The sequence below is a fragment of the Curtobacterium sp. Csp1 genome, assembly GCF_013347185.1.
The window spans coordinates 286,483-306,410 of sequence record NZ_CP054594.1; the positions used below are offsets into that span (position 1 = coordinate 286,483).

Genomic DNA, 19,928 nt, shown 5'->3' on the forward strand with positions numbered 1-19,928 from the left:
TCCGTGCCGCTACCGTGGTCCGCATGGGGCGGATGACGGCGGACTGGGCACGGCTGCCGGTCGGTCCGCGCGAGCACCGGAGGGACGCCCTGCTCGCGGTGGTCCTGGCCGCAGGGATGGTCGTGACGACGACGCTGTACAGCGCGTCCGGCTTCTACGAGGACGACCAGGCCGCGTGGTGGGTCTCCGGGCTGATGATCCTCGCCAACACGGTCCCGATCGCGTTGCGCCGCCGCTGGCCGATGACCGTCGCGGTCTGGTCGGCCCTGGCGTTCGCCGCGACGCAGCTGCTCCACGTGCCCGAGGTCTTCCTCGTCAACTTCACGCTGTTCATCGCCTTGTACACGGTCGGGGCGTGGTGCTCGGACCGGGTGCGGGCCGAGGTCGTGCGGTGGGTCGTCATCGTCGGCATGTTCGTGTGGCTGTTCCTCGCGATCTCGTTCGGGTGGGCGGTCCCGAACGCGCTGCCGAACGACCGGGACGCGATCATCGCGCCCTACGTGGCGTACTCGCTGCTCAACATCCTGATCAACGTCATCTACTTCGGTGGCGCCTGGTACGCCGGCAACCGGGCCTGGGCATCGGCCGTCGCGAAGCACGAGCTCGACGAGCGCACGGCGGAGCTCGCGGCCGAGCGGGAGCGGACGGCGGCGCAGGCGGTCACGCTGGAGCGCGTCCGGATCGCCCGCGAACTGCACGACGTCGTCGCCCACCACGTCTCGCTCATGGGCGTGCAGGCGGGTGCGGCACGGCGCGTGGTCGACCGCGACCCGGCCCAGGCGACGGCGTCGCTCGGGGTCGTCGAGGACAGCGCGCGCACGGCGGTCGAGGAACTCCGTCGGATGCTCGGGACCCTGCGCGCCGACGACACCGGCCGACTGTCGGACCGACCGGACACCGCACCGAGCACCGCCGGACTCGGACGACTGCCCGAGCTGGTCGACGCGGTCCGGACGGCCGGTCACGCCGCGGACCTGGTCGTGGTCGGCGACGAACGTCCCGTCCCGCCGACCGTGGGCGCCGTCGCCTTCCGCATCGCCCAGGAGGCCGTGACGAACGTCCTCAAGCACGCGGGTCCGACGGCACGTGCGGACGTGCGGCTCCGGTACCTCGACGACGGCATCGAGGTCGAGGTGGCCGACGACGGACACGGCGAGCGCGCGGTCCGCCGGGCGACGGGGAGCGGCCTGGGGCACGTCGGGATGCGCGAGCGCGTCGCGGCGGTCGGCGGCCGCGTGGAGATCGGGCCGCGGGCTCGGGGAGGGTACCTGGTGCGGGCATGGCTACCGACGACCTGACGATCGTGCTCGCGGACGACCAGGACCTGGTCCGCGCGGGCTTCCGCGTCATCCTGGAGTCCGAGCCGGGCTTCCGCGTGGTCGGCGAGGCCCCGGACGGAGCGGCCGCGGTCGACGCCGTCCTCGCGCTGCGTCCGGACGTCGTCTGCCTGGACGTGCAGATGCCGGGCGTCGACGGGCTCGAGGCGGCCCGGCGGATCGCCGCGCTCCCGGACCCGCCGGCCGTCCTCGTCCTGACCACCTTCGACGACGACGGGGCGCTGTTCGCGGCGCTCGAGGCCGGGGCGAGCGGGTTCCTGCTCAAGAACGCCTCCCCCGAGCGGCTGATCGACGCGGTCCGCACGGTGGCGGCCGGGGACGCGCTCCTCGACCCCGACGTCACGCGCCGGGTGATCAGCCGGGCAACCGCGACGACCGCGGCTGCCGCGCACGCCCCCGACCCAGTACGAACGCCGGCCACCGGCACCAGAAGCGACCGCGCGACCGACACCGGCGCCGCCGCGATCGCCGCGGTCGGCCTGACCGAGCGCGAGACCGAGGTGCTGCGCCTGCTCGCCCGTGGCCTGAGCAACGCCGAGATCGCCCGGACGCTCTACGTCGGCGAGGCCACCGTGAAGACCCACGTGTCGAACGTGCTCCAGAAGACCGGCGTCCGCGACCGGATCCAGGCGGTCGTGTGGGCGTTCGAGCGCGGCATCACCGCCTCGAGCTGACGCCCCCTGCTCCCCCGTGCGGTGGAGCAGCCACGTCGGGAAGTCCCGTCTCCCGCCGGAGGTGCCCCGCGCCTCCTGGCCCGTAGCGTCGAGCCGTCGGCGAGGACCGTCGACGGAAGGGGAACGACGATGCTCACCATCGCAGGCGTCACGAAGCACTTCGGCGACCGCCGGGTACTCCACGACGTGGGGTTCACGGTCGGCAGCGGCCGACTGACGGGGTTCGTCGGCGGCAACGGCGCCGGCAAGACGACCACCATGCGGATCCTGCTCGGCGTGCTCCAGGCGGACGCCGGCACGGTGTCGATCGACGGCACGACCGTCGGTCCGGCCGACCGGCGCCGCTTCGGGTACATGCCCGAGGAACGCGGGCTCTACCCGAAGATGCCGGTGGCCGAGCAGGTCACGTACCTGGCGCGGCTGCACGGGGTCGACAAGCGCACCGCGGCGGAGCGCACGGCCGCGCTGCTCGAGCGGCTCGACCTGACCCAGCACGCCGACGACGCCGTCGAGAAGCTCTCGCTCGGCAACCAGCAGCGGGTCCAGGTCGCCGCGGCGCTCGCGCACGACCCGGAGGTCCTCGTGCTCGACGAGCCGTTCTCCGGCCTCGACCCGATGGCCGTCGACACCGTCCTCGGGGTGCTCCGCGAGACCGCTGCCCGCGGCGTGCCGGTGCTGTTCTCGAGCCACCAGCTCGACGTCGTCGAGCGCCTGTGCGACGACGTCGTCGTGATCGCCGACGGTACCATCCGCGCCGCAGGACCGCAGGAGGACCTGCGCCGTGCGGCCGGCCCGGCGGCGTGGGAGCTCCTGGTCGACGGGGACCTGGCGTGGCTCCGCACCGAGCCCGGCGTCACGGTCCGCGAGTTCGACGGCGGCTACGCCGTGTTCGAGGCGGACGACGCCACCGCGCAGGCCGTGCTCCAGCGGGCCGTGCAGCACGGCACCGTCGGGTCGTTCGCGCCGCGGGTCCCCCGTCTCAGCGAGGTCTTCCGCGAGGTGGTCCGGTGAACGGCTCCTTCCTCGGCGCGGTGCAGCTCGTCACCGTCCGCGAGATCCAGGCACGCATCCGCAGCAAGGCGTTCATCGTCTCCGCCGCGATCCTGCTCGTGGCGGTCGTCGCCTCGATCGTGATCGGCGGCGTCGTCGGCAAGGCCACCGCCGACGACACCACCCCGGTCGCCGTGGTCGACGGCGTCTCGCTGCCGTCCACGGCGGGCCTCGACGTCACGCCGACCAGCTCCGTCGCCCAGGCCGAGCGGCTGGTGCGCAGCGGCGACGTCGACGCGGCGATCGTGCCCGCGGACGACGCGCTCGGCTACTCGGTGGTCGCCCTCGACGACGCCCCGACCGGTGTCGTGACCGCGCTGAGCGAGACGCCACGGGTGGAGCTGCTCGACCCGGCCGCACTGCCCGCCGGGCTCGTCTCGCTCATCGGGATCATGTTCGGCGTGGTGTTCTTCGCCTCGGCGGTGACGTTCGGCTCGTCGATCACGCAGAGCGTGGTCGAGGAGAAGTCGACCCGCGTGGTCGAGATCCTGATGGCGGCGATCCCGGCGCGGGCGCTGCTGGCCGGCAAGGTGCTCGGCAACAGCGTGATGGCCCTCGCGCAGATCGTCGCGGTGGCGATCGCCGCCGCCGTCGCCCTCGCGGTCACCGGCCAGGACAACATGTTCTCGATGCTCGGACCGAGCGTGCTGTGGTTCGTCGCCTTCTTCGCGGTCGGCTTCGTGCTCATCGCCGCGATGTTCGCCGCCTCGGCCGTGCTGGTCTCGCGCCAGGAGGACGTCGGCAGCGTCACCATGCCGGTGATGATGCTCGTGATGATCCCGTACATCCTGATCGTGGTGGCCGCGGACGACCCCACCGTCGTCGGGATCATGTCCTACGTGCCGTTCAGCGCGCCGATCGGCATGCCCATGCGGATCTTCCTCGGGACGGCCGAGTGGTGGGAGCCGGTCCTGTCGCTGCTCGTGGTCGCCGTCTCGGTGGTGGTGGTCGTCCTCGTGGGGGCCCGCGTCTACGAGAACGCGCTGCTCCGGACGGGCGGTCGCGTGAAGCTCACGGAGGCGCTGCGCGGCTGACGCCGCGGGTCGGACGGGAGGACGGTGCCAGCTGGCACCGTGCCTCCCCTCCGTCGTGCGGTCGCGGGCGCGCGGGGCGCGTCCATGGAGCAGACGACGTCGGGTTGCCTCGCGCCACTCGACGTTTCCTGCTCCACCGACGGCGGCGCGGACGCGCCTGCGCCAGCTCAGAGCTGGCCGAGGACCGCCTGCACCCCCAGGCTCGTCCCCGCGACGAGCACCCAGAGCGCGATCCCGAGCAGCATCGGCCGGAACCCGGCGCGACGCAGTGCGCCGAAGTCCGTCGAGACCCCGATCGCGCCGAGCGCCACCGTGATGAGGAACGTCGCGACGGTGCTGAACCCCGGGGCGGCCGCCGACGGGAGCACCCCGACGGTGCGCAGGAGCACGACCACGAGGAACCCGACCAGGAACCACGGCACCAGCCGCAGCACGCGGACGCCCCCGGCCCGGTCCGGCCCCGAGGCGGGGGCGAGGTCGGTGCGGGCGGTGCGGCGTGCCTCCAGGCCGGCCAGCCCGACCACGATCGGGATGATCATGAGCGTCCGGACCAGCTTCACGACGACCGCCGTGTCGGTCGCCTGGCGACCGTAGATCGTCGCGGTCGCGACGACCGAGGACGTGTCGTTCACCGCGGTCCCGGCGAAGACGCCGAACGCGTGCTGCGAGAGTCCGAGGGCGTGCCCGACGACGGGGAAGACGAAGACGGCCGCGATGTTGCAGAGGAAGATCGTCGAGACGGCGTAGGCGACCTCGGCGCTGGCGGCACCGATGACGGGGGTGACGGCGGCGATCGCCGAGGCGCCGCAGATGCCGGTCCCGACGCCGATGAGTGTGCGGAGCGCGCTCGAGACCCGGATCAACCGGCCCAGACCCCACGCGGCCACCAGGCACACGACGAGGGTGGTGAGCATCACGGGAAGGGTCTCGCCGCCGATGCGGACGACCTCGCCGATCGAGAGCTGCGCGCCGAGCAGGACGACGGCGGCCTGCAGGACCCGGCTCGAGGCGAACTTGACGCCGGGCTGCACGGGGCCGAGGTCACCCGCACCGCGTCGCCGTCGCAGGACGGCACCGACCAGCGCGCCGAGGACGACCGCGGGGACCGGACCGCCGACGACCGGGACGAGCCGGCCGACCAGGGTCGCGACGATGCCGATCACCAGGGCGGCGGCGAGGCCGGGCAGGGCGGCGGCGACCGTCTGACGGGAGGGCATGCGGACCAGCATCCCACCACCCGGGGGCGCGCCGCGGCGCGGCGCGGCCGCGACCCGGTCGCTGCCCGCCGGCGCCGACCGTCAGGGTGTCGGGGGCACGTCGCCCGTCATGACCACCCGGCCCGCCGCAGCGTCCCACGTGTAGGTCGCCGTCGCGCGGCCGGTCGGGTCCGCGTTGCTGTCCTGCCCCTGCGGGAAGTGGTAGACGACCCGGACGGCGTCGGCCGACGGGCGGCTGACGTCGGGGACGAACGGGTACTGCAGCTTCGTCGCGGTGCCGAGGTACGTGCCGTCGTGGAAGAGCAGCACGGCCACGGGCGAGCTCGCGGTCGCGTCCGCCACCGAGACCGTGACGGCCGAGAGCGCCGCGCACCCGTCGTACTGCGACGTGTCGGCACGGGACGCGTCCCACCGGGCCGACTCCAGACCCGCGGGCAGCGCCAGGTCGGCGATCGGGCCCGCGGCCGCCGCGGCACCGTCCGACGGTCCGCACGTCGCGGTCGCCGAGGGCGTCGCTGCCGTGCCGTCGACCGGTGTCGCGGACGCCGAGGACGAGGGCGTCGCCGTCACCGTCCGGGTGGCGGTCGGCGTCGGCGTCCCGCCGCCGGAGCACCCGGCGAGGAGCGCGATCGTGGTCGCGGCGAGCAGGAGCCCTCCGGCGGTACGGGTGGTGCTGGTGTGGCGCATGTGGTCCAGCCTGCTCCTCCGGCCGCTGCGTTGTGCGGCTCGACCGGCTGTGCATCGGTGCAGGGGCGTACCATCGACGCCGGAAGCAACGGCGGTTCCAGTCATCCAGCAGCGCCCTCGCTCGCCGTTCCCGCAGACGCCGTGCCCCGACACCCAGGGGTCGTGCGAACGGGTCCCGCGAGTCGAGCAGACCGAAGAGCACGCCGTGACCGAACACCTCATCGAGTACGTCGCCCGCGACAAGACGGGCATCACCGCCGTCGTCACCACGACCGGTGTCATCGACGTCGACACCGTCATCGACCACATCCACGCCGGCCACGCCGGGTACTACGTGCGCGCCGACTCCTGGAAGCGCACCCCGGTCCGGAGCATGTCGTTCATCGGCGGCTCATACCTGTTCGCGAACTGGGACGGGTCGAAGCGCAACATGCTGCACGACCTGGCGTTCCGCACGCCGACGCGTGCCGTGCAGGTCGTCGCGCCGCAGGTGCGGCCGGGCCTGCTGGCGCGCGCCCTGCAGGCGCTGTTCCCGCGTCGGTCCTGACCGCGGGGACGGTCGCGTCCGATGCGACCACGAGACGGACGGGCGCGCCCCGCTCTGTGGCAAGGCGAAGCCTTGCGCGGGGCGCGCCGACCGAGCCTGCGAGGGAGGACGGTGCCAGCTGGCACCGCGCCTCCAGTCCGTCTCCGGTCGCGTCTCAGACGTCGCGCGACTTGGTGACCGACACTGCGACGGCACCGACGGCGACGACCCACGCCGCGAGGATCCCGAAGCCGCCCCAGCCGTTCAGGACGAGGCCCTCGGTCGTCGTGCCGGGCGCCGCGGTCGTCGCGCCGGACGACTCGTAGGCGTACAGCTGTCGACCGGCCTGCTCGGGCAGGAACTGCATCGAGTCGAGCACCCACTGCACGCCGAGCAGTCCGCCGACGAGCTGCAGGATGATCGGCACGACGAGCATGAGCCCGAGCGTGATCGCGATGCCGCCGGCGCTCGACCGGACGAGCAGCCCGATGCCGAACGCGAGGACGGCCAGGAGCGTCACGTAGACCGAGGACCCGAGGATCGGCAGGAACACCGCCGGGTCCGCCAGGTCGGCCTGCACGCCCTTCGCCGCCTGGAGCGGGACCGAGATCGCGACGCCGATCCACGTCGCGACGGCGCTCACCAGGAACGTCGCGACGGCGAGCACCGCGACCTTCGCGAAGACCGCGCCGAGTCGCCCCGGGTCGGCCGTGAACGTCGAGCGGATCTGCCCGGTCGTGTACTCGCCGGTGATGATGAGCACACCGAGCACCGCGACCACGAGGGCGGAGAACCCGACCCCGACGGTGTTGATCATGACGATCTGCGCGTTGGCCACGGCCTGCGGGACCGTCCCGGCACCCTCGGGCTGCTCGACGAGCGCCCCGAGGAGCGCGGCGAGGCCGATCGTCAGGGCGACGAGGATCGCGAAGCACCAGATCGTCGACCGGATGCTGCGGAACTTGATCCACTCGCTGCGGACCAGGCGCGGGAAGCCGAGGCCGACCTTGCCGGGCGCCGTCGTCGTCGCGGCGCTCATCGGGTGGCCTCCGCCCGGTACTCGACGTCGTCCCTCGTGAGGGCCATGTACGCCTCCTCGAGGCTCGCACCCATCGGGGTGAGTTCGTGGAGCACCGAACCGGTCTGCGCCGCGACGGTGCCGATGTGCTGCGCGTCCGGGCCGACGACCTCGAAGGCGCCGTCCTCGCGCTGGGTGATCCCGGACGCGGCGGAGCCGAGCGCGCGGAAGAGCTGGTCGGGCTGCGGGGTGCGCACGAGTGTCCGTGCGGCGCCGCCGGCGGATCCCCCGGCGACGAACTCGGCGATCGGGGCGTCGGCGAGCACGCGGCCGCGGCCGAGCACGACCACGCGGTCGGCGGTCTGCGCCATCTCGCTCATGAGGTGACTCGACAGGAAGACCGTGCGACCGTCGGCGGCGAGGCGCCGGGCGAGCTGGCGGACCCACACCACGCCGTCCGGGTCGAGGCCGTTGACCGGCTCGTCCAGGATCAGGGTCTTCGGGTCGCCGATGAGTGCCGTCGCGATGCCGAGGCGCTGCCCCATCCCGAGCGAGAACCCACCGACGCGCTTCTTCGCGACGGACTCGAGCCCGGTGAGCTCGATGACCTCGTGCACCCGGGACTTCGGGATGCCGTGCGTCGCCGCGAGGGACAGCAGGTGGTTGTAGGCGCTGCGACCGGAGTGCACGGCCTTCGCCTCGAGCAGCGCCCCGACCTGCCGGAGCGGATCGCGGAACGAGGTGTACGGGCGACCGTTCACCGTCGCGCGTCCCGCCGTGGGCTCGTCGAGGCCCATGATCATCCGCATCGTCGTGGACTTGCCGGCGCCGTTCGGGCCGAGGAAGCCCGTCACGCTGCCGGGCCGCACGACGAACGAGATGTCGTCGACGGCGAGCTTGGCGCCGTACCGCTTGGAAAGATGCTCGATCTCGATCACGTCGTCACGCTATTGCCGCACCGGCGGCCGACGCGTCCCCCGCAGGGGGGAGACCGGGCATCATCCCCCGGGATGACCCGTCCCGCCTCCCCCAGCTCGGGGGCGATCGGTCGCACTGTGCAGCGCAGGATGGACAATCGCTGGCAAGTCGACCCAAACCGTCTACACAGGGACTCCGAAACCCCTGTACGACGGTGCGCCTTCCCCGAGCGGAAGGGACCGGGCACCGACGAACACCTCCGGAAGGACTCATCATGACCAGCAATGCAGCAACGCGGAACACCGGCTACGGCTCGACGCTGACGCAGAAGGGCGCCCTGCTGTTCGGGGTCGTGTTCCTGATCGTCGGCATCGCCGGCTTCATCCCCGGCCTCACCATGGACATGGGCACCATGTCGGTGGCCGGCCACGGCTCGATGGCGATGCTCCTCGGCCTGTTCCAGGTCTCGGTGCTCCACAACATCGTGCACCTGCTCTTCGGTGTCGTCGGCCTGCTCGCCGCGCGCACCGCCGGTGGGGCTCGCTCCTACCTGCTCATCGGCGGCATCGTCTACGCCGTGCTCTTCGTCTACGGCCTGTTCACCGCCGGCATGGCCGGTGGCGCGAACTTCGTGCCGCTGAACGTCGCGGACAACGCCCTGCACGCGGTCCTCGCCGTTGCGATGATCGTGCTCGGTGTGCTCCTGCCGCGCGCCGGTCGCGCCACGCGCTGACCTGTGACCTCGCGGGGGCCGTCCGGTGCTGGACGCCCCCGCGCGAGCGGTGGCTGGGGATCAGGGGCCACCGGGACGCCCTCGTCGTGGACGCGACGGGGGCGTCGTCGCGTCCGAGCGCGACGTCGCGGACGTGATCGTGGCCGGCGTCGGCGGTCGGCGGCGCGCTGCCGCGGCGTCGGTCAGAGCCGCACGGCCATGGCGTTCGCGGTCAGGCCCGCAGCGGTCCCGCACAGCAGCACGGTGTCCCCGCGCCGCAGCCGTCCGTCGTCGAGGCACCGGGCGAGTGTGTACGGCACCGAGGACGACACCATGTTCCCGTACTCGGCGACCGCGTCGACGTACTTCCCCTCGGGGATCCCGATCCGGCGCATCGCGATGCCCAGGGCGCCGCTCGCCTGGTGCGGCACGACGAGGTCGACGTCGTCCAGGGTCAGGCCGCTGCGCATGAAGAACCGCTCGAAGAACCCCGGCAGGACGCGGAGCATCCCCATGAGCGCCCGCCGCCCGTGCATGTCGAACAGGTAGTCCGCCGGGTCACCGTCCGCGAAGGCCTGCGCCGGGAACCACGAGAGCCCACCCCGGAGCTCGGTGTCGTGGGCGTGCTCGGGCCAGGTCTGCTGCAGCGCCGACAGGACCCCCTGCGTGCCGTCGCCGCGGGTGAGCACGACGGCCGCCGCGGCGTCCGAGAACAGCTCGGCGGACTCGCGCTGCGCCGGGTCGAGGAAGCGCGAGCCGACGTCGCCCGAGACCACGAGCACGCGCTCGTGGTCGCCGTCCTCCAGGTAGCGCGAGGCGACGTCGAGCGCCGTGACGAAGCTCGTGCACGTCGAGTTCACGTCGAACGCGGCCGCCCGGGCCCCCGGTGCGACGCGCTCCTGCACGAGTGCCGCGGTGCACGGGATCGGCTGGACCCCGGCGGCGCACGCGGCGAGGACGAGGTCGAGGTCGTCGGCGGCGATCCCGGCGTGGGCGATCGCCCGCTCGGCGGCGCCGGCGAGCATGTCGAGGTGCGAGACGTCGTCCGCGATCCGGTGGCGGGTGACCGTGCGGTCCCCGCTGCCGAACGTCACGGTCCGCTCCGGCAGGACGGTCCCCCAGCCGGCGATGGCGCAGTGCTTCATGATCCCCCTCGGTCGTCCTCGGCGAGCAGGTCCACCCCGGTCGGATGCTCGTCGTGGCTGAAGAGCAGTCTGACACCCGCGCGCTCGAGCGCCAGGAGCCGCTGCGCGGTGTCGCGCTGGGCACCGGCGTCGTGGGCGACGGCCCGGGGCAGGGCACGGATCCGGTCCTCGTGCCCGAGCAGGTCCCGGGACCACGCGGCGTCGGCGGCGAGCAGCACCCGGCCGTCGACGAGGGCACCGAGCTGTCCGTCGGTGTGCCCGGGGAGCCGCACGAGCCGGAAGCGCCCGTCGCCGAACGGGTCGGCGAGCCCGAGTCCGGCCAGCGCAGCGGGCCCCGGGTGGAACGCGGCGTCCGGGACGACCACGAGGCGGTCCGCCAGGTCGTCGGGCAGCAGGCCGCGCAGGACCCCGTCCCGGACCCTCGGCCGTGCGAGCTGGCGGCGGGTCCCCTCGCTGACGAGCACCCGCGCGTGCGGGACCGCCGCGAGGCCGCCGACGTGGTCCGGGTGCAGGTGCGAGAGCACGACGTCCGTCACGGCAGCGGTGTCGACGACGTCGGCGAGGGTCGCCCCCGCCCGTACCACGGGCGGCAGGAGGCGTCGGTACAGGCGTCCGGCGATCCCGGTCCGCCACGGCAGCGGTGCGTACCCCGTGTCGAACAGCACCTGCCGGTCCCCCGTGCGGAACAGGAACACGGTCGCCGGGAACACCCGGCGCTGCCGCGGGGCCCCGCGGAGCAGCAGTCCGACGTCGTGCGTCGTGGACCCGCACGCGTACGCGTGCAGCGACGCCTCAGCCACGGGCACCGGCGTAGCTCGCGAGGGCGTCGTCGAGGGACACCTGCGGCGCGTACCCGAGGACGCTGCGGGCCCGGGTGATGTCGAGTGTCTGCGAGTGCGTGATCGTGGAGACCGTGTACCGCGTGACCGGCGGCTCGGGGTGGCCGGGCAGCACGGCGCAGACCGCCTCGAGCGCCCCGGCGAGCGCGGCCACGGGACGGGCCGGCAGGGACCGGTGGCGGGGGTCGAGCCCGAGTCCGGCGAGCAGCTGGTCGAGCAGGTCGACGAAGGGCCGGGGGTCGCCGTTCGTGACGTTGAACGCCAGTCCTGCCGCCTCGGGCACCTCGGCCGCGAGCCGGACGGCGTGCGCGACGTTCTCGACGGCGGTCAGGTCGACGAGCCCGCGACCGCCGCGCAGCAGGGGTACCCCGGCGCGCTCGTGCACCCGGAGCAGCCGTGGGACGAGCCCGGTGTCGCCGGCGCCGATCACCCCGCGGGGCCGCAGCACCACGATCTCCGGCCCGTCGGGGTCGCCGACCGCGGCGCGCAGGAGCGCCTCGGCGTGCAGCTTCGAGCGGATGTAGTGGTTCATCGGGCGGCTCGGGTCGACCTGGTCCTCGCGGATGGCGAGCCGGTCGCGGGGTGCTGCGTAAATCCCGGGCGACGAGACGTGCACGATCCGCCGCGCCCCGACCCGGCGGGCGTACCGCAGGACCTGCGCGGTGCCGGTGACGTTGGCGTGCTCGAACTCCGCCCACCGCCCCCACGGCGACGACAGGGCAGCGCAGTGCACGACGACGTCCGCCGGCACTTCGGCACGACCGAGGTCGTCGAGGTCCCCGACGAACACGTCGCCCTCGGGGAGTGCGTCGGCCAGTCGGCCGGCGGCGGTGACCCGGTAGCCGTGCTCGCGGAGCGTCCGGACGACGTGCCCGCCGACGAATCCGCTCGCACCGGTGACCAGGACACGTTCCGACGACCCTGGCCCCATGCCGACCGATCCTAGGGGCACCCGGCGGCCCTGCCACCCGGCCCCTAGGCTCGGCACGTGCGGATCGCCCTGGTCACCGACTACTACCTGCCGACGCTCGGTGGCGTCCAGACGGCGGTGCGCTCCCTGGCCGAGGCACTCACGACCGCCGGGCACGAGGTCACCGTCTACTGCCCGGACGACCCCGCGGTCCCGCGGCACGAGGGCGCCCACGAGGTCGTCGGCCTGCCCGTCTCCCGGGTGTTCCGGCCGGACGGCTACCCGTTCGCCTGGCCGCCCCGTCGGGTCCGTGCCGTGCTGAGCCGCGAGCTCGCCGCCCGGCGCACCGAGGTCGTGCACACCCACTCCGAGATGTTCGCGGCCCTCGCCGGCATCCGCGCCGCGCAGGACCTGGACCTCCCGGTGGTGCACACGATGCACGGCCGCATCGACGTCTACACGCGCAACGTCCTGCCCGTCCCGGCCGTGACCACCGCGCTGCTCGCGTTCCTGCACCGCACCCAGGTCGACCACCGTGGGATCCCCGTCGCCCCGGACCGGCCGTTCACCCGGACGCGCACGGCCCGGCGGATGTGGCGGGTCATGCTCGCGCAGTCCCGGGCGAGCGCGCACGTGGTCGTGCCGTCGCAACACTTCGCGGACAAGCTCGTGGACCGCGGCGTGCGCACGCCCGTGTCGGTGCTGTCGAACGGCATCGAGCCGACGGTCCTCGACACGATCGGCCCGGCCCGGGTCCGCACGCGCGCACCCGGCGAGCCGCTGCGGGTGCTGTGGGTCGGTCGGCTGTCGCCGGAGAAGCGCCCGGAGGTCCTCGTCGCGGCCACCCGTTCGTTCCCCGCGGGCACGGTCGTCGACGTGCTCGGCGACGGTGTCGCGCGCACCGCGGTCGCCCGCGCGGCGTCCGGGACCCCGGTGTCGCTGCACGGCTCGACCCCGCACGACCGGGTACTCGCGGCCATGCGCGACGCGCACGTGCTCGTCTCGAGCTCCCTGGACTTCGACAACCAGCCGATGGTGATGCTCGAGGCGGTCGCGACCGGGCTGCCGGTCGTGCACTGCGACCCCGACCTGGCCGAGGTCGTCCCCGCGGGCGGCGGGTGGACCACCCCCACCCCGGACGCCGCGGGCATCGCCGCGGTGGTCCGCACGCTGCACGACGAGCCGGAGCGGCTCGAACGGGCGAGTGCCGCGCTCGTCGCGGCGCGTGGCCGCGTCGAGCAGCGGGTCGACGACCTGGTGGCGGTCTACGAGGCCGTCCTGCGTCCGCGACGCACCACGTGACGGACGGGAGGCACGGTGCCGGCCGACACCGTGCCTCCCGTCCGTCACCGCTCACCTACACCGAGGCGGGCGCGCCTTCCAAGGTCGCGGCGAGCGGGTCGAAGTCCTCGGGCAGCGACGCGATCGGCGCGACGGTCGACGCGACCGGGACGAACGCGCGGCGCGCGATCGACTCCTCGACGGCGACCATCGTGTCGAGGACGTGGTACCCGACCTCGCCGGTGGCGACGTGCGAGCCGCCACCGCGGATCGCGCGGGCCATGTCGAGCACACCGAGGCCGCGACCGACCGTCGGCTCCTCGTCCGAGAGCGTCTCCCAGTCCTGCTCGAACGGGAACGAGACGTCCGTGCCGAGCGGGCGGGCGATGCGGATCGGGTGACCGCCGCCGAACGTGTTCGGGTCCGGCAGGACGATCGTGCCCTCGGTCCCGTTGACCTCGAAGACGCCGTGCCGGAACAGCGGGGTGTCGAAGGACAGCAGCGACTGCGCGTTCCCGCCCCGCTCGAACGACGTCAGGACCGACACGTGCGTCGGGACCTCGACCGGGAACTCCTGCCCGGCGTTCGGGCCGACGACCAGCTGCCGGGTCTCCCGCGACCGCGACCCGGTCGCGACGACCGACTCGACCGGGCCGAGCAGGTGCACGAGCGCGGTGAAGTAGTACGGGCCGATGTCGAAGAGCGGACCGGCGCCCTTCGCGTACAGGAACGACGCGTTCGGGTGGAAGACGTCCGGGCCCTGCCACTGCATGCTCGTGACGGCGGTGAGCGGGGTGCCGATCGCGCCCGCCTCGATCGCGCGCTTGGCGGTCTGCCAGCCGGTGCCGAGGACGGTGTCGGGGGCGATGCCGAGGCGGAGGCCGAGCTCGTCGGCGAGGGCGACCAGGCCGGCGGCGCTCTCGCGGTCGACACCGATCGGCTTCTCGCTCCACACGTGCTTGCCGGCGCGCAGGGCCGCGGTCGAGACCTCGACGTGGGTGGCCGGCAGCGTGAGGTTCACGACGATCTCGACGTCCGGGTCGGCGAGGACGTCCTCGCCGCTGCCGGACGCGGGGACGCCCCACTTCGCGGCGGACTCGGCGGCGCGAGCCGTGTCGATGTCGCCGATCCGGACGACCTCGACGTCGGGGAACGTCGTGAGGTTCGTCAGGTACTGCTCGCTGATCATGCCGGCGCCGATGAAGCCGACGCCGACGCGGCCGGTGCGGGTCATGCGTGCACCTCGTCCTTGTTCGGGGTGGCGGCCGCGCTGAGGGTCTCCGTCAGCCACCGGTGGGACTGCGCGACGCCGTCGAAGATCTCCCCGTCGAAGCCGTCGAACTCGATGACCGCGTACTCGAGCGCGGTCGCAGCTGCCAGGGCCTCGGCGAGCCGGACGTCGCCCTGGCCGGCCGGGGTCTGGTCGGTCGGGACCGACGCGGTCGAGATGCCCTCGCGCATCGGGCCGTCCTTCACGTGCACGGCGACGATGCGGTCCCCGAGCTCGGCGACGAAGGCGGGGACGTCGATGCCGGCGGCGGACGCCCAGTACAGGTCGAGCTCGAGCACGACGCGCGGGTCGAGCAGCTCGGCGAGCACCTGGAGCGCGGGCTTGCCGTCGATGCGCGGACGGAGCTCGTGGTCGTGGTTGTGGTAGCCGACGCGCATGCCCTGCGCCGCTGCCTCCTCGGCGGCGGCGTTCAGCCGGGCGGCGACGCGCTCGACGCCCTCGCGGGTCGTCCAGGCGTCCGGACCGACGAACGGGTCGATGACGATCTCGATGCCGAGCACCGCCGCCGCGGCGAACGTGTCCGCGTGCGACGGGGCGGTCATCACGGAACCGTCCGGCAGCGGGATGGACTCCTCGACCAGGAAGGCGTGGCCGGTCTTCGCGCTGATGCCGTGCGCGTCGAACGCCTGCTTGAGCTGCGGGGCCCGGTCGACGAAGGCGAACGCTTCGACGGTGTCGAAGCCGATCGCGGCGAGCCGGGCGACGCCGGCGTCGAGGTCGGGCTCCAGGGCGGCGTTCACCGTGTAGAGCTGCAGGGAGACGGTGGGGATCACGGGTGTCACCGGACCTTCTTGATCGGGAGGATGACGAGGGCGCCGAGGAGCACGGCGACACCGGCACCCCAGAGCATGAGCGTGTAGTTCTGCCCACCGCCGATACCGAGCAGGAACAGGCCGACCGCGGGTGCGAGCGACTGGGGCAGGGCGTTGGCGATGTTGATGACGCCGAGGTCCTTGCCCGGGCGCTCCGGGTCCGGCAGCACGTCGACGACGAGCGCCGTGTCGATCGCGGCGTAGATGCCGAACGCGAAGCCGAGCACGATCTCGGCGAAGTAGAACCCGCCGACGGAGTCGACGTGGGCGAGGATCACCAGGCCGACCGCGGTCAGCGCAGTGGAGCCCCAGACGAAGACCTTGCGGCGACGGACGCGGTCCGACACCCAGCCCGAGACGGCGGCGCTGACGAGGAGGGCGATCGTGTAGAGCAGCACGCCGAAGGCGACGGTCGCGGTGGCCTCCGCCAGGCTCTTGATGCCGAGGTGCTCCTGCATGTACAGCACGCGGTACGTCGTGAACATGAACGTGCCGAAGGTGATGAGGAAGCGGCCCCACCAGGCGAGCCCGAAGTCCGGGTGCTTGATCGGGTTCGTCCAGAACGACGAGATGAGGTTGACCCAGCTGAACGGCTTGATCGCGCGGGTCGGCAGCTCGTCACGGGCGACGAACGCGTAGACGAGGATGACCACGATCGCGAGCACGCCCGGCGCGATGAAGAGCACCGGCAGGTTCCCGGTCAGGTACACCGCGAGGTACAGGCCCGCGAGGATCGCGATGTTCTGCGCGAGGGCGATGACGCTCGACGCCTTGCCGCGCTGGAACTCGGGCACGTTGTCCGCGAAGCTCGCGGTCAGGGTGGCGAGGACCGCGTTCGCGGCGACCTGCGCCAGGACCCACGCGAAGGTCAGCTGCAGCACGTTCGGCGAGAAGGCGAGCCAGGCGAGGGCGACGACGAAGACGACGACGCCGATGACCATCCACGGCCGGCGACGACCCCAGCGGGTCCGGGTGCGGTCGGACAGCGCACCGGCGAGCGGGTTCGCGAGCAGTGCACCGAGGGCACCGAACGGCAGGACCGAGCCGACGATCGTCTCGGGGCTGGTCGGGTTGAGCACCGTCGCCTTGATCGCCATGCTCACGAACACCGGGGTGAGCAGTGCGGCGAAGAGGCCGAACTGCGCGAGGCTGAGCGCCCACATGTACCCGGCGCCGACGCGCATGGTGCTCACGGACTGCGTGATGCCCTCGACCGAGAACGCGCGGGACGCGGCTGCGGGGTCGGTGCTCGTCGCCCCGGCAGCCGCGGTGACCGGCGGGTTGGCGGTTCCGGCGAGCCCGGTCTGGGGCTCTTCCTTCGACGTCGGTGTCGACATGACTCCTCCTCGAGTCATCGGGGGCGCGAGGCCCTCTGAATACCTAGTGCTGCTAGGTGAAGCAGAAGCTAGCATCGAAAACCTTGCAACGGAAGGATTTTGTCGTCACACGTCCCGGCAGACCGCGGAACGCAATGATGGCGGTTCCTCACAGCGGGATGTCACTGCGAGGAACCGCCCACGTTGCGTCGTGCGAGGAGGAGGGTCCGGGGTGCCTCAGTTGCGGATGACGGCGGCGGGGTCGTCGCGCATCCGCAGGAGTCGAGTGCACCAGAGCGCGCGGGCCTCGAGTGTCAGGGGCGTCCAGTCCTGGACCTCGCGGAGGACCCGAAGTGGCTCGGTCGAGCGGTAGGAGCGGGTCGGGTTGCCGGGGAACTTCTGGTCGGTCACGTTCGGGTCGTCCTCGAGCGATCCGAGGGGCTCGACCTCGTAGACGTGGGGAGCGACGGTCGACGCGTCGCCGCCGGCGATCTCCACCAGGAGCACGGCGACCTCGGCTGCGAGCCCGGCACCGTCCCGCAGCGCCGTGCAGTACACGTGCCGCATCACCACCTCGGGCCGGTGGTTCGACGGGCGTCCGGGCACGAGCAGGTCTCCCAGGCGGAGTTCCGCCCGGGAGCCGTGGAAGAAGGGGCCGGTCTCGTCCGCAGCGGTCACGGCGGCAGCGAACAGCGCCGAGGTAGGGTGTTTGCATGCAAACGTCGATCGACGATGTCGCGCACACGACGCCCATCTACTCGTTGACCGAGGCCGCGCAGATCGTCCGGGCGCCGTCCACGTCGTTCGCCCGTTGGTCCCACGGGCACCGTTTCCGCCAGCGAGCGGCTGATGCGTGGGGGTGGAGCGAGCCGATCCTCACCGGAGTCAGCGACGGCCGGGGGTACACCGTCCCGTTCAACGCCCTCGCCGAGGGCTACATCGTCGAGACGTTCCGCCGAGCCGGACTCCCGATGGCGCGCATCCGGCCCGCCATCGATGCTCTCCGGAAGGAGATCGGCGTTGAGTACGCACTCCTGAGCGAGCGGCTCCGGACCGACGGCGCGGAGATCCTGATCGAGAACGGGGACCGGGAGCTCGTCGTCGTGCGGAACGGTCAGGGTGTCTTTCGCGACGTCGTCGCCGAGTTCCTGCAGACCATCTCCTACCGTGACGGGTTCGTGGACTTCCTCCGCTTGCCCGCCTACGAGCGGGCGGAGGTCGTCGTGGACCCGCGTCGCAACTCCGGCCGACCGACGATCGCTCGCATCGGTGTCAGCGTGGAGGACGTCGTCAGCCGGGTCCGAGCAGGGGAACGGATGCGCGACGTGGCCTCGGACTTCTCGCTGGAGGACGACGAGCTGCGGTCGATCCTGGTGCAAGCCGCTTGACCGTGACACCCGCACGGTTCCTGCTCGACCGCTCCGTGGGTGGCCGGATCCTGGTCGCACGTCTCCGCGCAGCCGGGTGGGACGCCCGGACCCTGGCTGAGGAGTACGGGGACCGTCGCGCGCAGGCGATGCCGGACGAGGAGTGGATCGCCGAAGGCACCCGCTCGGGGTTCCTCCTGCTCGCGAAGGACCACCGGGTCGCGAGCCGGCCGCTCGAGGCCCGTGCCATCTACATGCACGAGGCCCGGATCATCGCCTTCGTGCGGGGCGAGCTGACCGGCGAGGCCATGGGAGATCTCTGTCTCCGGCACGAACGCTCGATCCACCGGTTGGGCTCGGTCGCTCCACCCTTCGTGATGGCGCTCGGAGAGCAGGGGCTCAGCCGCAAACGTCTCAACTACCCGTGATCCTCGCGTGGAACACCGCGGAGCACCGCGCGGTTGGCTCGACGGGTGGCCGAACGCCGGCCGCCCGCAGACGAAAGGTGCACCCGTGACCCAGACGGTCTTCCTCGAGGTCCAGTTCCGCGACGACGTCGACCACGACACCATCGCCTCGGCGGTCCGCGAGACCCTCGCACAGACGGCGGGCTTCCCCGGCAACGAGTCCCTCGAGGTGCTCGTCGACGACGCCGACGCCCACCGCGTGGTCGTGCTCGAGCGCTGGACGACGGCCGACGACCACGACGCCTACGTCGCGTGGCGCGCCACCCCGGAGGGCGCCGCGAACGCCCTCGCCCAGGTCCTCGCCGGACCGCCGGTGACCCGGACCTTCGAGCGGACGCTCGACCTCAGCTGAGGTCGAACAGCCGGCGGGCGTTCCCCGAGGCGAACGCCCGCCGGCCGTCGTCGTCCGGGAAGGCGTCGAGGAACGCCGCGATCTCCGTCGCGGACGGGTCCTGGAACGGGTGGTCGGTCGAGAACAGCAGTCGATCGGCAGAGGTGACCGCGAGCGCGTGGTGCAGCAGCGCCGGGTCGAGCATGCCGGACGCCGTGGTCCAGACGTTCTGCCGGAGGTACTCGGTCACCGACCGGTCGAGGCCCGCCATCCGGGCGACGCCGTCCGCCCGGCTGTGCCAGAACAGCAGGAGCTCGCCCCAGTGCCCGAGCACGAGCTGCAGGTCCGGGTGCCGGTCCAGGGCACCGCTCGCCATCAACCGGAGCGCAGCGGTGCCGGCCTCGAGGTGCCACCCCCACCCGAAGGTCGCGAGTGCGAGGTCGACCGGCGCCCCGAGCCCGCCGTAGACCGCGTCGCGGAAGGCCCGGGGCGGGACCTGCGGGTGGATGAACACCGGCTGCCGGAGTTGCTCGGCCACGGCCCAGAGGTCGTCGTACCGCGGGTCGTCGAGCATCACGTCGCCGACGCGGCCGTAGACCATCACACCGGTCAGGCCCGACGCGACCGCGCGCTCGAGCTCGGCCACTGCCGCGACCGGATCGACGAGCGGCAGCGTCGCCATCGCCCGGAACCGGTCGGGGTGCGCCCGGACCGCGTCGGCCGCGCGGTCGTTCGCGTCTCGGCTGAGTGCGACCGCGTCGACCGCCGCGGGCACCTGCGCACCGGGCGGCGCGAGCGAGAGCACCTGCACGTCGACGCCCTGGCGGTCCATCGCTTCGAGCCGCAGCTCGCCCAGGTCGGCCAGCCGTCGAGCAGTGTCCCCGTGGTCGTTGAGCACGAGGCTCGCGTCGGCGGCGTCCCCGGACAGAGCCCGCAACGCCTTGTCGACCGGCTCCGACGTCCAGTGCTCCTCGACCCCGATCAGCATCTCGTCCA

22 protein-coding genes are annotated in these 19,928 nt (G+C 72.9%); 10 read left to right on the plus strand and 12 right to left on the minus strand.

The window, feature by feature from the left end; all coding sequences use genetic code 11:
• The first annotated feature begins 23 nt into the window (after positions 1-23).
• From HUN58_RS01360 to HUN58_RS01375, 4 genes are all read left to right on the plus strand, one after another.
• The gene (locus HUN58_RS01360) at positions 24-1,298 is read left to right on the plus strand and encodes a sensor histidine kinase (RefSeq protein WP_254631591.1); all 1,275 of its coding nucleotides are present in this window, start codon (positions 24-26) and stop codon (positions 1,296-1,298) included.
• Positions 1,280-2,011, plus strand: coding sequence for a response regulator transcription factor (locus HUN58_RS01365; protein ID WP_114851346.1), 732 nt, complete (start codon positions 1,280-1,282; stop codon positions 2,009-2,011). Before HUN58_RS01360 ends, HUN58_RS01365 begins: the two co-directional genes overlap by 19 nt.
• 129 nt (positions 2,012-2,140) lie before the next feature.
• On the plus strand, positions 2,141-3,022 hold the full coding sequence (locus HUN58_RS01370) for an ABC transporter ATP-binding protein (RefSeq protein WP_141862728.1): 882 nt from the start codon (positions 2,141-2,143) through the stop codon (positions 3,020-3,022).
• Positions 3,019-4,095: an ABC transporter permease gene (locus HUN58_RS01375; protein WP_180224733.1), complete on the plus strand. Its 1,077-nt coding sequence runs from the start codon at positions 3,019-3,021 to the stop codon at positions 4,093-4,095. The genes HUN58_RS01370 and HUN58_RS01375 overlap by 4 nt, the downstream gene beginning before the upstream one ends.
• A gap of 167 nt (positions 4,096-4,262) precedes the next feature.
• Here HUN58_RS01375 and HUN58_RS01380 read toward each other — a convergent pair whose 3' ends face one another.
• Both HUN58_RS01380 and HUN58_RS01385 read right to left on the minus strand, forming a co-directional pair.
• On the minus strand, positions 4,263-5,312 hold the full coding sequence (locus HUN58_RS01380) for a YeiH family protein (RefSeq protein ID WP_217488570.1): 1,050 nt from the start codon (positions 5,310-5,312) through the stop codon (positions 4,263-4,265).
• 81 nt (positions 5,313-5,393) lie between these two features.
• A complete protein-coding gene (locus HUN58_RS01385) occupies positions 5,394-5,999 on the minus strand; it encodes an LppP/LprE family lipoprotein (protein WP_180224731.1) in 606 nt (201 codons plus the stop codon).
• 205 nt (positions 6,000-6,204) lie between these two features.
• Between HUN58_RS01385 and HUN58_RS01390 the strand changes: the two genes are divergently transcribed.
• On the plus strand, positions 6,205-6,546 hold the full coding sequence (locus tag HUN58_RS01390; protein WP_058740839.1) for a hypothetical protein: 342 nt from the start codon (positions 6,205-6,207) through the stop codon (positions 6,544-6,546).
• 154 nt (positions 6,547-6,700) lie between these two features.
• On the opposite strand, the gene HUN58_RS01395 is transcribed toward HUN58_RS01390, so the two are convergent.
• Together HUN58_RS01395 and HUN58_RS01400 are read right to left on the minus strand one after the other, a co-directional pair.
• Entirely contained in the window at positions 6,701-7,564 is an 864-nt protein-coding gene (locus HUN58_RS01395) for an ABC transporter permease (RefSeq protein WP_141862733.1), read from the minus strand.
• On the minus strand, positions 7,561-8,481 hold the full coding sequence (locus tag HUN58_RS01400) for an ABC transporter ATP-binding protein (protein ID WP_180224730.1): 921 nt from the start codon (positions 8,479-8,481) through the stop codon (positions 7,561-7,563). Before HUN58_RS01400 ends, HUN58_RS01395 begins: the two co-directional genes overlap by 4 nt.
• A gap of 254 nt (positions 8,482-8,735) precedes the next feature.
• Here HUN58_RS01400 and HUN58_RS01405 point away from each other — a divergent pair, with 254 nt between their 5' ends.
• Positions 8,736-9,194, plus strand: coding sequence for a DUF4383 domain-containing protein (locus HUN58_RS01405; RefSeq protein WP_058740836.1), 459 nt, complete (start codon positions 8,736-8,738; stop codon positions 9,192-9,194).
• Between the two features lie 182 nt (positions 9,195-9,376).
• Here the strand turns inward: HUN58_RS01405 and HUN58_RS01410 are convergent, their stop codons facing one another.
• From HUN58_RS01410 to HUN58_RS01420, 3 genes are read right to left on the minus strand one after another with little or no spacing between them, the layout of a single operon-like run.
• Entirely contained in the window at positions 9,377-10,318 is a 942-nt protein-coding gene (locus HUN58_RS01410) for a 3-oxoacyl-[acyl-carrier-protein] synthase III C-terminal domain-containing protein (RefSeq protein ID WP_180224729.1), read from the minus strand.
• A complete protein-coding gene (locus tag HUN58_RS01415; protein WP_180224728.1) occupies positions 10,315-11,118 on the minus strand; it encodes an MBL fold metallo-hydrolase in 804 nt (267 codons plus the stop codon). The genes HUN58_RS01410 and HUN58_RS01415 overlap by 4 nt, the downstream gene beginning before the upstream one ends.
• Positions 11,111-12,088 carry an NAD(P)-dependent oxidoreductase gene (locus HUN58_RS01420; RefSeq protein ID WP_114851354.1) on the minus strand — a complete coding sequence of 326 codons (978 nt, stop codon included), beginning with the start codon at positions 12,086-12,088 and terminating at the stop codon, positions 11,111-11,113. The genes HUN58_RS01415 and HUN58_RS01420 overlap by 8 nt, the downstream gene beginning before the upstream one ends.
• Positions 12,089-12,145: 57 nt before the next feature.
• Between HUN58_RS01420 and HUN58_RS01425 the strand changes: the two genes are divergently transcribed.
• A complete protein-coding gene (locus tag HUN58_RS01425) occupies positions 12,146-13,369 on the plus strand; it encodes a glycosyltransferase (RefSeq protein WP_180224727.1) in 1,224 nt (407 codons plus the stop codon).
• Between the two features lie 55 nt (positions 13,370-13,424).
• Here the strand turns inward: HUN58_RS01425 and HUN58_RS01430 are convergent, their stop codons facing one another.
• The 4 genes from HUN58_RS01430 to HUN58_RS01445 all read right to left on the minus strand — a co-directional run bounded on the left by HUN58_RS01430 (position 13,425) and on the right by HUN58_RS01445 (position 17,445).
• The gene (locus HUN58_RS01430; protein WP_114851356.1) at positions 13,425-14,582 is read right to left on the minus strand and encodes a Gfo/Idh/MocA family protein; all 1,158 of its coding nucleotides are present in this window, start codon (positions 14,580-14,582) and stop codon (positions 13,425-13,427) included.
• The gene (locus HUN58_RS01435; protein ID WP_114851357.1) at positions 14,579-15,412 is read right to left on the minus strand and encodes a sugar phosphate isomerase/epimerase; all 834 of its coding nucleotides are present in this window, start codon (positions 15,410-15,412) and stop codon (positions 14,579-14,581) included. The genes HUN58_RS01430 and HUN58_RS01435 overlap by 4 nt, the downstream gene beginning before the upstream one ends.
• Before the next feature lie 5 nt (positions 15,413-15,417).
• On the minus strand, positions 15,418-16,788 hold the full coding sequence (locus HUN58_RS01440) for an MFS transporter (protein WP_174777560.1): 1,371 nt from the start codon (positions 16,786-16,788) through the stop codon (positions 15,418-15,420).
• Positions 16,789-17,004: 216 nt separating this feature from the next.
• A complete protein-coding gene (locus HUN58_RS01445) occupies positions 17,005-17,445 on the minus strand; it encodes an NAD(+)--rifampin ADP-ribosyltransferase (protein ID WP_180224726.1) in 441 nt (146 codons plus the stop codon).
• Between the two features lie 35 nt (positions 17,446-17,480).
• On the opposite strand from HUN58_RS01445, the gene HUN58_RS01450 reads away from it, so the two are divergent.
• The 3 genes from HUN58_RS01450 to HUN58_RS01460 all read left to right on the plus strand — a co-directional run bounded on the left by HUN58_RS01450 (position 17,481) and on the right by HUN58_RS01460 (position 18,953).
• Positions 17,481-18,155: a DUF433 domain-containing protein gene (locus HUN58_RS01450; RefSeq protein WP_141862746.1), complete on the plus strand. Its 675-nt coding sequence runs from the start codon at positions 17,481-17,483 to the stop codon at positions 18,153-18,155.
• 2 nt (positions 18,156-18,157) lie between these two features.
• Positions 18,158-18,562, plus strand: a complete 405-nt coding sequence (locus HUN58_RS01455; protein ID WP_180224725.1) for a hypothetical protein — start codon at positions 18,158-18,160, stop codon at positions 18,560-18,562.
• A gap of 85 nt (positions 18,563-18,647) precedes the next feature.
• The gene (locus tag HUN58_RS01460; RefSeq protein ID WP_114851432.1) at positions 18,648-18,953 is read left to right on the plus strand and encodes a putative quinol monooxygenase; all 306 of its coding nucleotides are present in this window, start codon (positions 18,648-18,650) and stop codon (positions 18,951-18,953) included.
• Here HUN58_RS01460 and HUN58_RS01465 read toward each other — a convergent pair.
• Positions 18,946-19,920 carry an amidohydrolase family protein gene (locus HUN58_RS01465; RefSeq protein ID WP_180226121.1) on the minus strand — a complete coding sequence of 325 codons (975 nt, stop codon included), beginning with the start codon at positions 19,918-19,920 and terminating at the stop codon, positions 18,946-18,948. The two genes, HUN58_RS01460 and HUN58_RS01465, sit on opposite strands and share 8 nt — an antisense overlap.
• Between the last annotated feature and the right edge of the window lie 8 nt (positions 19,921-19,928).

Bases quoted from the DNA above. Each gene is read 5' to 3' on its own strand.
- HUN58_RS01360 (WP_254631591.1), top strand. From the start codon at position 24: ATGGGGCGGATGACGGCGGACTGGGCACGGCTGCCGGTCGGTCCGCGC.
- HUN58_RS01365 (WP_114851346.1), top strand. From the start codon at position 1,280: ATGGCTACCGACGACCTGACGATCGTGCTCGCGGACGACCAGGACCTG.
- HUN58_RS01370 (WP_141862728.1), top strand. From the start codon at position 2,141: ATGCTCACCATCGCAGGCGTCACGAAGCACTTCGGCGACCGCCGGGTA.
- HUN58_RS01380 (WP_217488570.1), bottom strand. From the start codon at position 5,312: ATGCCCTCCCGTCAGACGGTCGCCGCCGCCCTGCCCGGCCTCGCCGCC.
- HUN58_RS01385 (WP_180224731.1), bottom strand. From the start codon at position 5,999: ATGCGCCACACCAGCACCACCCGTACCGCCGGAGGGCTCCTGCTCGCC.
- HUN58_RS01395 (WP_141862733.1), bottom strand. From the start codon at position 7,564: ATGAGCGCCGCGACGACGACGGCGCCCGGCAAGGTCGGCCTCGGCTTC.
- HUN58_RS01405 (WP_058740836.1), top strand. From the start codon at position 8,736: ATGACCAGCAATGCAGCAACGCGGAACACCGGCTACGGCTCGACGCTG.
- HUN58_RS01410 (WP_180224729.1), bottom strand. From the start codon at position 10,318: ATGAAGCACTGCGCCATCGCCGGCTGGGGGACCGTCCTGCCGGAGCGG.
- HUN58_RS01420 (WP_114851354.1), bottom strand. From the start codon at position 12,088: ATGGGGCCAGGGTCGTCGGAACGTGTCCTGGTCACCGGTGCGAGCGGA.
- HUN58_RS01430 (WP_114851356.1), bottom strand. From the start codon at position 14,582: ATGACCCGCACCGGCCGCGTCGGCGTCGGCTTCATCGGCGCCGGCATG.
- HUN58_RS01440 (WP_174777560.1), bottom strand. From the start codon at position 16,788: ATGTCGACACCGACGTCGAAGGAAGAGCCCCAGACCGGGCTCGCCGGA.
- HUN58_RS01450 (WP_141862746.1), top strand. From the start codon at position 17,481: ATGCAAACGTCGATCGACGATGTCGCGCACACGACGCCCATCTACTCG.
- HUN58_RS01465 (WP_180226121.1), bottom strand. From the start codon at position 19,920: ATGCTGATCGGGGTCGAGGAGCACTGGACGTCGGAGCCGGTCGACAAG.